The sequence below is a fragment of the Paenibacillus oryzisoli genome (assembly GCF_001653565.1).
GTDB lineage: Bacteria > Bacillota > Bacilli > Paenibacillales > NBRC-103111 > Paenibacillus_E > Paenibacillus_E oryzisoli.
In genome coordinates, this window is record NZ_LYPB01000049.1 from 114,493 (window position 1) to 127,115 (window position 12,623).

Here is a 12,623-nt window from a genome sequence, read left to right on the forward strand (position 1 = left end):
GATTATTTCGACTATCTCGGGGGTCGCGCGGCCTGGCGGGCAGCAGATAGTCGATTATTTCGACTATCCATGTATTGACAACTTGTTACACTAGGTGCCTCTTTCATCGCTATAAACTAACTTGTTGCACCTAGCTGTCACATTAGTAGCTATAGACTAACTTCTTCCAGTATGTGCCTCTTTTAGTAGCCAAATCGTAACTTGTTGCAGTAGGTGGCTCTTCTAGTAGCTATATTGTAACTTGTTGCAGTAGGTGGCTCTTTTAGTGGCTATATTGTAACTTGTTACAGTAGTTGGCTCTTTAAGTAGCTATATTGTAACTTGTTGAAGTAGCCTCAGGTGATCACTATGGTAAGTATACGCAGCATATGGAGCTCCCCCCCTCATTCCAGTAGAAGATTTAGTCCGATTTCCCCGAACTAATTCGAGAGTTTCTCGCTACGAACAGCAAATAGTCCGATTATGCCCACTTATTTCACCGTTTTCCCTATGTGAGGGTTGATTCGGGTGATTTAGATGGGTTATTTCGGACTAAATGTGTTTTGCAGGGGCGAATCGTTAGATTAAGTGGGCAAATTCGGACTAATTCAACTTACACGAGCCACTCGGACTATTAGTGAGTTGTTCTGCAATCGTTCTGCAGTATTTCTACTACAGTTCCGCAGTTACCCTGCAAATTCCCTACAGCAGCCCACTGCAACCCCCTTCTTCACCCCTTACTAAACACAAGTTCCCTAAACTGCTGAGGAACATGGAAATTGACTTTCCCCGTAGGCGACCAAGCGGAATAGTGCCGAACACCGTCGCGATCATCGTCGATACGGAAAACATTCCAATGCCAGACTGTACCGGATTGCGGCACCCCTGCGTCATCTAAATCCGCGAAGGGAATCCGAACTTCATACACCCGCGATCCATCAGGTCTTTCTGCTACCGTTGCTTGGAACCCTTCAGCAATCCACGAGGTATCGACTTCCATGTTCCCATCTAGCTTGTTATGGATCAACGCATCAAACAACACGCCACGCGGGCTCACTTCGAACTCGAAGTACGTCGTACCGCCGCCGAATGGGTCGAGAAACACCTCTACGACGTCTTCCTCATACAAAGGTTCGTCTCGCTGAGTCATGTTCGCAACCACATGGCCATCCTCACATTCGTATTGAATATGTAGACTATCCGCAGTCCAGCATGCGCGAAAACGTGTTTCTAGCGTCGGAACATCCGCTGACACCACATCACGTAAATAGCCGACTTCCATCTCTTCCCATTTTACAAGATTAATTTCATCTACATATCGACAAGTGTATCTCATCTGCATCTGCATCCGTTTCCCCTTACTCTACCAAATTAATTCTTATAGACTATATTAATATCATATTATAGCACTTCTTTTCGCACGAAAAGTTTTTAGTTTGGAATCGAATAAACCCTTTCTCGTAAAGGGTTTATAATTACCCCGATTCAACAGAACGCGCCACTACAGCATTATTAATTTTAATAAAGTGTGGGTAAAAGTGTGGGTACGTTTAACAACAAAAAGCCTCGTAGTGGTAAGCCCCTGCGAGACATTTTATAAGTGCGTATTTATGGCTCAAGCATCGTTACTAATAATTTTTAAACTTACTCCAGTCCAGCCTAGCGACATACTTGCCCAGGGATTGCGACATTATAGATTTAATGTGCCCCTTCATAAAACCAACGTTTTCCACTCCGCCGCGAACGTAAATTGTGTAATCCAGCGATGGACTAAACTTTTCCTTTTTCACCATTTTCACATTGGTAGCTCTCAACCGTTGTTTAACTTCAACGTGGTCTATCGTAATCATATCACGTAGATCCTGAAACTGGCTTTCGTGCAAATGCTTCAATGGCGTTGCGAGAGGGAAGTACTCCCATTTGTCGACCAAATCTATCAGCAATGGCAAAACGATACATTTAATGATGTCATCCATTTCTTCTTCTGTGGTCATTAACACACCTCATCCAAGAACATTTGTTCCTATTATATTCGAAAATGAGGATATTATACAACACAAAAAGCCCCGTGGGATGCTTTCCCAACGAGGCTTCTTCGACGTATGCTTTACGATTTATACATATAATACCATTTATTATAGAGTCTGTCCAGAAACTTTTCTCAATTCATTTGCCAGACGGTGAAATTCTGCTCTTGCTTCTTCACTATCCGTAGCCGCGTAAGCAGCAGATAGGAAGGCAATCACTTTGTTTGCATCTTCAACTTTCATCATATGCTCCTCTTCCTCCTTCACTAACGTCCACGCACCAGCATCCGTAAACACCGAATTAAAGTCAATGCCGATCCCGTTTACTTGAACATCATTCTTATATTGGTAGATGTCGAGCAGATCAGCACGACGGCCACCGCTCCATGCATAGGTCTGCCAGAAGCGCGAACACACCGCGGCATTCCTCACTGCTACGATCACGTCATACGAGCCGTACACGCCAGTGGTATGGTTGGGAGTGGCTTCACTTGCACCGCGGATATAATCGATCACTGTAGCCATCTGAGCGCTCGTAGCGTCAAAGTCCACTGCGAAGTAGATACAACTACCATCAGGCTGTCCCACCTGAGCTGCCACCTGAACCGCTATAGCTCCATCTCTCTTGCCTGCCTCGTATCCACCTAGTGCACGATCAGCAGTAGTCTCGAACACGGATATGATCCCTAAGCCAGCATCACCAATCGTCTTAACCTCAGCAGCCGTGAGCGCCTTCCAACCACCTGGTACGAGATAGCGTCCAACGAAGTCATATCCGCCAGTTTTGAATCGCTTTGCGAGATCCGCAGTGAGTGGAGTTGCACAATCAAATCCCATTTTCATTGTTTGTCACCTCTGTCCTTTAGTGCCTGTACAGCTTTCGTTAATAGTGGAGGGATCGGCGCCCCTAGTCTGCCGGCATTCTCAATCAGGCTTAACAACTCGTTAGCCAAGTAGAAGAATATAGCGGCATCACGGAACATATGGGAATCACCAAGCGCTGTATCGACAAGATGCGCTACAGCTACAATAGCAAAAATCATAACTTTCTTTGCAATGCCCCAACGGCCCACACTGCTATTTAGTTTTCCTTCCTTACCTGCTGCAGCTACGCCAGATGCGTAGTCTAAAATTACGAATGTTAGTAGGATCGATAGCAGTTGAGTCCAGCCCCCAAATAAGAATGATGCGGCTGAGCCGCTTACCGCGATTAGGAATTTAATAGTAGATGAGTCCATTTTTACCCTCCCGAGTTTTAATAGTGAAACTTTTGGCGATATTACTAGTATTAATTGGTATAATCAATTAAAAGGACGGTGCTAATATGCGACAATATAAGATGCTATTCGTGGGATTAATAACTGGTGCTATTCTAGCTACTGCAGGTACGTCATTCGCTGAATCAGCTATAACAGAAGTAAAAGCGTTCCTTCGCCCGGACTTCACTGTTCAAGTGGACGGCAATAAAGCAGAGCTCGAAAACACTCCGCTTATTTATGAAGGGTCAAGCTATTTACCTGTGCGTGAGCTAGCTGGATTGCTAGGGAAAGAAGTAGATTTCAACAATGGCACGATCGTACTCCGTGAAAAAACAGTTAATAGCGCGGACTGGATATCATTACGAGATTACGCTGCAATGAATAATTTGAAAGTTAGTACGGTACCCGACACGAACAACACTGTATTTTCTGCAAGCATTAACAGTGTCACACTATTCACTTTTGAGGGCTCGAAGGCCACAAACGGTAATTCATTTACTGCCACAACACCTAAAGGTGATGTAATTAAAATGACCAATGTTAATGGCGATTCTTTATTAAATATCAGCGATCTCACAAAGCTTGATATTCTCTACGTTAAATAGTTAATCTGACATTAAAGTAATCTTATTATTGCGATTCAATAAGCTAAGGCAGAAGGAATAGTCCGTTGGGGACCAGCCTTCTGCCTTTAAATATTTCAGCAATTCAGTTTGATCCCAACTCGGCTGTGATCTTATAACCGTCAGTAGTTGATTGGACATTCCAACAATATCAAAATCTGACTCTTCACACTCTTCACAAATACCCTGTGCCACCATTTTGTCTCTGCATATGACTCTCACTAGAAATCTCCTCCCCCTCTCGACTGCACGAACAACTGAACAATAACAGTTGCAACAATGCGGCCAAGACTATTGGGCGTAATTTGTATTTCATGAAACTGACCACGAAGTACTTTACCATCACCATCTACCGCAAGATATGGAATTAGGTCTACATTGGATTCACTGACACCCATACCCGGTACTGAGTTCCCGTCTACCTTGACTGTTACTGATGACGGGGTTGGTCCCTCAAAAATACCATATTCGATCCCGTGTGTATGGTTGGGAAGTGTAATATTGTGCATATGATTCGGCAATGTTACATCATGTGTGTGATCGGCTGTAAGGGAGTGATAGTGACCCCCATCATCAGAAACCTCTCCGCCATGGTCATGGTCAGGGAAAAAACTTACTGCTTGAGGAATACTAATCGCAAACAAATTCCAATCATCCGATGTCGTAGAAGTTTGCGTCGTTCCACCACCGGCTGCTGTACTCGTTGCGATAGCTCCTCCACCCTCAATTGCCTTGCTATAAGCTCGGAAACCCTCAGAATCATAAGACAATTGCACCTTATTTATCCTTATCGCCTCTGAAGGCACCCAAAACCTCAACACCGCGGGATGAGTCGGATCACAGTTATCCGCGAAATCATGCGAATCAATGTTAGTTGCACCTTGAGCATACACCTCACTAATCCGCTGCCTGTCCGCTAGATCAGCTATGCTGCTGGCAATGTCGGCAGGCTTATTGGCGATCTGGATCTGCACGTCACCAGGCGCACCAGTGATATCCGATTTACTCACGTTCACTACTCTGGCAATCACATCAATCGAGAGCTCCTCGTCGATGATCCGTACCTGCGTACCCGTAATAAAGCGATCAAGTGGATCGTCAGTCAGAGCATAAAGCTCAGAAGCATCAACACTGTACGTGATTCGCGGTGTCTTGAGCTCATTGAGAATGGTCTGTGCTCGGCCAAGCAGCGACTCCGCAGAGTTGAATCGACGATCCACAAAGATGCGGCTTATCGTACCATACGTACCGATCGTGTCAGAGTCGATGTAAGGTAAGCCGCCGTTCACCTCTCTGATGGTGAGCTGATTCACCCCTTCTCCATAACCAAGTGGGAAAATCCTTGTGCATAGCTCTGTAGGGTCTGTCACCTTCGTCACGCCCTGCATGTTCACGCCATAGCGGATATACGCCTGCACACCGCTTGCTGGTGTGATGAGGTTAAGCGTCCACGGATAGGAAGATGTGTCCCACGTCCACTGGAATTCCTCATCAAATGGTTTTGGTACCGCAAACAGTGCACCAAGCAAGTTCTCATTCTCATAGTTGTACTCAAACTGGCGAGTGAAATACACGTTACCCGTCTGCCAGCGTGTTACTGTCTGAGCATCGAGGATATAGTCGATTACATCTTCCGTGTAAAATCCGAGATTACCCACTGTGTGATATTGGAATAGGACATCATCAAACAACGTAGCCAGAACATGCTCACACTCATAGGAGATCGTCTCCCCGCTGCTGGAGCGTGTCGCTGTGTTAGGCACGATCCGAAAGAGATCGACACGGGTATCCCCTTCGAAGATCTCAACGAACATGAGTGGCAGGCATTCCGCGTTCTTCTCGTCATTTGCTGGCAATGAAAAAGACGCCGTCCAAAGTGAATTCAGAGGCGTCTCATATCCAATTGCATAGGCGTTTTCGAGGATGGCGGTGAGCTGGAGCGATTGGTTATAGATTTTGATCATTGGATACACTCCTGTAATAATATTTAGTTGAATTCGTCCAATAATGTTAACTCATAGTTTTCCCCTGTTATCTGGATATAACTGTGGGCAATACTGCCATTAGCTAATGAATTGGTTTCAACACGAAATGTAACCTCTAGACCCGAAACACCATATGAGTGTGTGACTACTCCTGCACCTATTTTATTTTCTGTGAATTTCGTCGCGGATGCTGGGCTTGAGTTATTGTTAGTTGCTAAAAAGTTAGTCGAAGTTGTTGCCGAACCTATCCCATCTACATACGCATTAGAAATAATCGTTACCGAAACGCCACTGAAAAATCCTGCCGGTAACTTAACTTTGAAGATGGCTCGCTGTTGCGTAGTTAGGATATTGGAGCTGTTTACATAGTATTCTGCTCTTCGAGATCCGTGGTTCCTTACTGAATACGAATTGCAATTTGTAAGGAGATTGTTCTGAGTACCGATACAACCGAGAATATTAAATCCATTCATGTTAATGAGCTCATATCCCTTGACGATATTAGCGTCAAATTGACAATTCGAAATGTTAATATTTGAGGTGTAAGCTGTTAAAGATCCATTAAGCTTAATACCTCGATTAGCGAGAGCGAACTGCGAGTTACAAATAATGATATCCCCAACATTTTGAGGTCCAGATCCCGACCCTATGCTAATTCCATTGCCAGTGCATATCAGTGCGAGATCTGTAAAGATATTACCTGTTCCAGATCCGTACAAGAAGTTAATCCCATTTACAGTCTGTGTAGCTCCTGCATTTGTGCAGTGAAGACCTGTATATAAACCGAAATTTATTAAATTTTCCCCTGAACTATTCGCGCTTTTTTCAGAGCGGATCATGTCATAAGATCCTGCAGAATATATGCTGGAGAATCTAGCGTAGTTAAAGTAAAAGTTATTTCCCCCATCAATAATCCTAATAGCTGCACTTAATGAGGATGGTGATGCACCAAGATTTTCAAACCCTATATCTCTTACAGAAGGATAGTATATATCATTTGCGCTACAGTCATAGGTGATGAATACATGGTCATTATCTGTTGTTACGAGGAGCGATTTCCCACGACCATCACCGTACACATTAATGTTGCTATTTAATATAATCGAACCAGTGATTGATACCCTGCACCTACCCGTTGGAAAATACAAAGGTAACCCTGTACTCGACGCTAAGTTAACACAAGCTATAACCGTTGCATCATCGATGACAACACCATTATATACAGGTGCTACAATAGGTGCAGGTGGGAATCTCACATTAATGCCCATACTATTTACTTGTTGACCTGTGCTCGATTGTGCCGCTATGTCCGCATTTAACGCTGCAAAGTTATCATTAAGAGGCTGACTTTCTATTTTCGGCCCAATGGGGCTGATTTCTGCCATTCGTCATCACTCCTCTCTTACTTGCCCGCAATAGTCGCTGTGATGGTGGCTGCGGCGCTTGTTTTCAATCTCGCGTATCTTGCCCCTGTCGCTACCGTCAAATGAAAATTCCCTGCCCCGGCTAACACTTGAGTCACAGGCGTGTCATAAAAATTTGTATTGTCTTGAGATACTTGAAGTGTTATCGTAGTTGCTGCACTGGCATTTCCAAAAGCGCTTATTTGTGGTTGATACTGGGTATCGACAGCAGTTGACGTTGCACCTACGCCAGCTGCTACTGCACTCCATGCATTTGCTTGCGTCCCTACTACAGGTGTCGCTAAGATTGTACTCCGAACTCTAAGCGCATTATTTGGGTCGTCCCATGCATCAGTTAAAATAGTACGTAATTGCTTGAGGATGGCGATCAAACTACCGTCGCCTGTTGCAGCTGCATCAGTTATCGCCCCAGTACTTGTAGCGAGTGTTTTAAGTCTATCATTTACTGTATTAGCAGTTGGGGACGCCCCAACAAGCCCTAAAATGCTTTGGAGTCCTTTAAGTAGCGCAATAACACTACCGTTCCCTGCTGTAGATACAGAAGCATCAGCCTTGGCACCAAGTGCAGCATCCGACCCATCTGCTACTGTTATCGAGGAAGTACCACCAGTAATTGCGACACCACCTTGAATAACAACACTCATCGCCCCTGCTGCGCCTTGGACTTTCTCATAACTAGTTCCGTTCCAGTACTGCGGAACAGGACAAAGCGGTGTGCTCTGAAAAGGTAAAGCCTCTCTAATTAATTGATCTGCCATGTAGAATCCCCCTAGATGAATTTATGTCGCCATTGATATGTGATACTGGCATTTGGATTCGTACCAGTGAACAAGAATTGATTCTCTCCCGGTGCAAGTCCTAAGATGTCACCAGTCACGTATTCAAGGGCATTTACACCGTCAATCTTCACAGTGTATTTAGTACAATCGATGACTAGTGTCTGATTGGTAATCGTTGTTGCTATCGTCATCGATTGGCCGTTGACGACATTGGTAATTGTCGGATTCGTTACGGTACCAGAGATCCGCATTATCATCGGAGTAAACATGGCACTGTAATTCATTAATGTGCTGTATTGCTCCGGATAAGCCCAGACAAAGCCAGACCACTTACGCTCCTCGCCAACTATCACCACCATTCCAGGTGAAACAAATGAATAGTCTTGCACCATTCGTGAATTTGGATAATAGAGTCCACTATCGTAGTCCAAATCAGTATCGTATAAATACTCTTCGTCCATGAAATCGAGATCTGCATATGCGTATAGGTCGAAGGCTACTAGTGGCAACGTGAACTGCCCCCGGCCTACTACTCGATCAATCGCCAAAGAACCCGAATATCGCACATAATAAGTACGATCGGGTTGATTATCGAACACCAATTCAAGTGTTCTCGGTTTGGCGTATTGGTCAAGAAGGAATGCTGCCAACGTACTTACTTGCTGCTGGAGTGTAGTGCTATTCGTACGCAGTATCACACATTCTAAATTAAACTGTCTCGCATTGAGATCTGCGCCAAAATCCCATAATCCATTGCGACCAGGTATGCCAAGAGTGCGATCCACCGTATCAGGTAAGACTGGACGTTGAGAAGTACGGAGCATGCGTATGCCAAGTTGTCTGGCTGTTTGCCCGCCAAGTGTAAAGCCTCCGTTTATGCTCATGAAACTCCCATCCCCCTTCTCTGCGTCCGCGTGAGATCATTCAGAGGACCTGCAACGGCTGTCGCTATCTGCTTACTATTTAGATACACATTTGCCACCATAGTTTGTGGTTGCGAGGATACTGCATTCGGCCCTATCAGTGGTTGTACCTGAGCTCCTTTAGGTAGCTTTAACAACTCGGGACCAGCTTCACCAACAAGCGCCATACCTGCCTCAGCAATATTCCCACCATTTGCTAGCATCGGAATCGTGGGAATATTAATGCCGAAACTCTTCCCGCCTAAGCCTGGAACCCAGTCAGGAAAATCGAATTTCAACTTGTTAAGCCCTCGGATAAGTGCATTAAGAGACGTAATCCACGTATTTACATACCCCTTGAACCCTGTCGCTAATCCTCCGAACACTTCACCAAAGAACGTCTTAATCTTGCCGCCGATATCTTTCATGTAATCCCATAGCTGTCCGAGTTTTTCTGTGACTGTGTCCCAGTTCTTATAGAGAAGCACGCCTGCCGTCACCACTGCCCCGATAGCGAGTGCTACGAGTCCGAGAGGGTTAGCGTTCAATGCTAAATTCAGAAGCCATTGTGCCGTTGTCTGTGCTGTTGTGGCGACCTGCCAAGCTTTATAGAGCTTCACCAATCCATCGATAACGGTCTGCGCTACGATGGCTGCTGTCACCCCAGCGATAACCGGTAATAGGATATCCATGCTGTCTATTAGGAATTTCACAGCTACCGTTAATTTATCAAAAAGCTTGATGCCGACATCGAGTGCTGCTGAAATGTTAGCTTGAATCTCAGGCATGTGAACTTTAATGTAGTCCGTAAACTCCTGCAACTTAGGCAACACCTTATCAGCGAGAGGTAAGAGGATACCTGTCTGGAGATTACGGCCAATACCTTGAATGGCTTCCCCAACAGAGTCATATTTCGTGTTGTTGATTTGTTGAAGCGTATCCGCTGTTTGATTCGCAACTGACTCAACGTTTCCAAGGTTTACCGTTGCTGATAATCCGATATCTTCAAACTGCGTCCCGAACAACTCAATCGCAATACGATTTTGTTCAACTGGATCTTTAAGCTCGGATAACTTCGTGATCAAAGCGTTAAATGCTGCTACTGACTTCTCTCCACCTGCTGCAAATGTCTGTGCCATCTTATCGGCATCGTAGCCAAGTGATTTGAAGCCATCCGCAGTTGTTTTTGAGCCATCTTTTGCACGGATATTAAACTCTTTTACTGCATCCCCAACTTTATCAATGGAGAATGTGCCGTTTTCTGCACCAGCGATTAGAACATCCGTAAACTGATTGGCTGAGAACCCGAGAGCTTTAAATTGAGGTGCATATTCATTCAAAGTATCTAGTAAGTCACCGTTTTTATCAGCCCCGTTTTGGGCTCCCTGTGCGATTAGAGTAAAAGCTTGATTAGCAGATATGCCAAAATTAGTCATCAGCGTTTTAGCTGTTCTGGTGCTCTCATTTATATCGTACTCGAACACGTCACTAAGCAAAAACGCACTCTTTGTCATCCGTTCAAGTTCTACACCAGTCGCACCCGTTACCTGACCTACAGTCGTTATGGCTTTTCCTATATCTGCAAAGTCTTCCCCGAAACCCTGATTAAAGAGATCCACCATGACTTCTTTGAGCTCATAATTTTCAGCTTCAAAGTTCCCTGTTGCTGACTTAGCTTTGTTGAGTGCCTTCGTCAGATCGTCAGAGAAGCTCACGGCTTTCGCGACCACACCAGCAAATGCTAAACCAGCGGCGGCAATACCAGCGGCGGCAGCTTTACCGAATGCGGCAACATCAATCTCTGCTCGCTTAAACGATTGTCCTGTTTCCTCAACTTGCGTGGATTGTGCCGCCAATTCAGTATTGACTCGTTGAAGCTGATTTTCCAATCTGTTATACGATGTCTGCGCCTGATTGAGTTGGATCGCTAATTGTTGTGTGGCTGCTGCATCAAGCCCTTTCTCACGGGCTGATTCTTGAAACTGCTGATTTAATAGATTTATACGTTGCTGTTGCAGTGACATTTGTTGTGTTAGAGATGTCGACCTTGCCTGCAAACGCTCCTCAGCACTACCGTAATTTTGGAGTGAGGACGACGCTCTATCAAACTCCGATTGGACAAGTCTAATCTGCCTATTAATTGCAGCCATTGAACTATTCAGTCCAGTATCGTCGAAGCTTATCCTTGCGACGAGATCGCCAACTTCAATATCAGCCAATTCCCCTCACTCCTTATAAGAACCCGACTTGATCGACGGGAGTAATCTTCGCTTCTTGTGTAAACTGCAATAATTCAAAATAAAAAAGGATGTCCATGCCGTCAATTTCAGGCAGTGTCCAACCTCCTTTGAGTAAATCAATATACGTTTTCTTTAAAAAGTCCAGAGGGTCTAAGTCCCCTGGATCTGTCCGTTTGGGTCAGGATCTTTGGCACCTACTGCTTTCGTCGTACGTTGCATGACTTCCGCGATAGAGGAAGTGATAGTGTCGAATACCTCACTTGTATCAATCCCGTTGTAAAAATCATCTCTTGTGAACTGTTTACCATACAAATCGACTACATAGTCGACTGCTTCATCGAGTGATTCCTCGTTCAAAGCAGCCATTTTCTTTTGCATACCGAATGTTCTACGAAGCATCATGCCTGAAACAAAACCAACTGTGAACGATCTTTCTTTGCCATCTAATATCAGCGTAATTTGCATATGTTTTCCCTCCTGATAGGAAAAAGGAGCAGCCCCTGAGCCGCTCCCGTTTATTTATTAGGTCGTTCTGAATGTTGTAACGCTTGCTGTTTGGAAGTTGTTACCTGCCATGTCCTCAACCGCAGTCGAGATGATAACAGAGTAGGTTGTCGTTGCAGTAAGGTTTGAAACTGGATTGATCGTAACGATCTCAAGTGTCGGATCCAAGGTAACGACTGCCGGCACTGGAGTCACGCCAGAGATAAGCAAGAAGTTACTACCATTTACCGTGGACGCTCTCAATTCTTCTGAGAATGTCGCTACGATATTCGCAGTTGCTGAAGCAGTCGTCCACCCATTCGCTGGTACGATTGACAATAGCGTCGGTGGCGTTACATCTGGTGTTTCTTCATAGACCGAAGTAAACCAGTTTGTGATCGTAGTCGGGGATACACCAGAATCATCCTCGTCCACACGTACGCGCCATGCGCTATCGATATTACGTGGAATGAAAAGCCCTGTAATCGTTGGCGTTTGGAATGTTGGTGTATCTTCTTTCGTTTGGAATTCTTCTTCATTCGGCTGGAATTTACCCTTGTAGTACCAGAAATAGCGGTATTTCCCATTAGATTTGCGACTTCTCCATCCAATCGCCACGTAAGGTGCAACATCCGTCGATGCCTGAACAATTACCCCATTCGAATCCACTGTCGCGCCAAGAATGTCCGCTAAAATGTCACGTGGCAGGTCCTTGGGATTAATATCGATAGAGATATCACCCAAGCTTGTCGCTACCTCATCTGCTTTGTCATCCGCATAGAATGTCTCACTGTTTGTTGTCGGTGTTACGGTTGCAGTTACCGCTCCTGGTATGCGCACAGGAGTTCCGTAAGTTTCGTTTTCTTCATCAACCATTTTTGCATAATAAAGCATATCCATACCGATTCTAATTCCACCCATG

13 protein-coding genes are annotated in these 12,623 nt (G+C 44.9%); 1 reads left to right on the top strand and 12 read right to left on the bottom strand.

Annotated features, from left to right (window positions below; genetic code table 11):
- Positions 1 to 709: 709 nt before the first annotated feature.
- The 4 genes from A8708_RS06550 to A8708_RS06565 form a co-directional block, all read right to left on the bottom strand.
- A complete protein-coding gene (locus tag A8708_RS06550; RefSeq protein ID WP_204787478.1) occupies positions 710 to 1,315 on the bottom strand; it encodes a carbohydrate-binding family 9-like protein in 606 nt (201 codons plus the stop codon).
- 292 nt (positions 1,316 to 1,607) lie between these two features.
- The gene (locus A8708_RS06555) at positions 1,608 to 1,973 is read right to left on the bottom strand and encodes a hypothetical protein (protein WP_068662701.1); all 366 of its coding nucleotides are present in this window, start codon (positions 1,971 to 1,973) and stop codon (positions 1,608 to 1,610) included.
- 141 nt (positions 1,974 to 2,114) lie between these two features.
- On the bottom strand, positions 2,115 to 2,849 hold the full coding sequence (locus A8708_RS06560; RefSeq protein ID WP_068662702.1) for a DUF1906 domain-containing protein: 735 nt from the start codon (positions 2,847 to 2,849) through the stop codon (positions 2,115 to 2,117).
- Positions 2,846 to 3,244, bottom strand: a complete 399-nt coding sequence (locus A8708_RS06565; protein WP_068662703.1) for a phage holin family protein — start codon at positions 3,242 to 3,244, stop codon at positions 2,846 to 2,848. Before A8708_RS06565 ends, A8708_RS06560 begins: the two co-directional genes overlap by 4 nt.
- Before the next feature lie 86 nt (positions 3,245 to 3,330).
- On the opposite strand from A8708_RS06565, the gene A8708_RS06570 reads away from it, so the two are divergent.
- Positions 3,331 to 3,870 (top strand): stalk domain-containing protein, encoded by a 540-nt coding sequence (locus A8708_RS06570; protein ID WP_068662704.1) that lies wholly within the window; start codon positions 3,331 to 3,333, stop codon positions 3,868 to 3,870.
- Here A8708_RS06570 and A8708_RS06575 read toward each other — a convergent pair whose 3' ends face one another.
- The 8 genes from A8708_RS06575 to A8708_RS06610 form a co-directional block, all read right to left on the bottom strand.
- Complete coding sequence (locus A8708_RS06575) at positions 3,871 to 4,110, bottom strand: hypothetical protein (protein WP_157264565.1); 240 nt, start codon at positions 4,108 to 4,110, stop codon at positions 3,871 to 3,873. It lies immediately after the preceding gene.
- On the bottom strand, positions 4,110 to 5,852 hold the full coding sequence (locus A8708_RS06580) for a phage tail protein (protein WP_068662706.1): 1,743 nt from the start codon (positions 5,850 to 5,852) through the stop codon (positions 4,110 to 4,112). Before A8708_RS06580 ends, A8708_RS06575 begins: the two co-directional genes overlap by 1 nt.
- 23 nt (positions 5,853 to 5,875) lie before the next feature.
- A complete protein-coding gene (locus A8708_RS06585; protein ID WP_068662707.1) occupies positions 5,876 to 7,258 on the bottom strand; it encodes a hypothetical protein in 1,383 nt (460 codons plus the stop codon).
- 17 nt (positions 7,259 to 7,275) lie between these two features.
- Positions 7,276 to 8,055 carry a hypothetical protein gene (locus A8708_RS06590; protein ID WP_068662708.1) on the bottom strand — a complete coding sequence of 260 codons (780 nt, stop codon included), beginning with the start codon at positions 8,053 to 8,055 and terminating at the stop codon, positions 7,276 to 7,278.
- Positions 8,056 to 8,066: 11 nt separating this feature from the next.
- On the bottom strand, positions 8,067 to 8,960 hold the full coding sequence (locus A8708_RS06595; protein WP_068662709.1) for a distal tail protein Dit: 894 nt from the start codon (positions 8,958 to 8,960) through the stop codon (positions 8,067 to 8,069).
- Positions 8,957 to 11,197, bottom strand: coding sequence for a phage tail tape measure protein (locus tag A8708_RS06600; RefSeq protein WP_068662710.1), 2,241 nt, complete (start codon positions 11,195 to 11,197; stop codon positions 8,957 to 8,959). Before A8708_RS06600 ends, A8708_RS06595 begins: the two co-directional genes overlap by 4 nt.
- Positions 11,198 to 11,368: 171 nt before the next feature.
- Positions 11,369 to 11,683: a phage tail assembly chaperone G gene (gene gpG / locus A8708_RS06605; protein ID WP_068662711.1), complete on the bottom strand. Its 315-nt coding sequence runs from the start codon at positions 11,681 to 11,683 to the stop codon at positions 11,369 to 11,371.
- Between the two features lie 57 nt (positions 11,684 to 11,740).
- Positions 11,741 to 12,622 (bottom strand): major tail protein, encoded by an 882-nt coding sequence (locus A8708_RS06610; protein WP_068662712.1) that lies wholly within the window; start codon positions 12,620 to 12,622, stop codon positions 11,741 to 11,743.
- Between the last annotated feature and the right edge of the window lies 1 nt (position 12,623).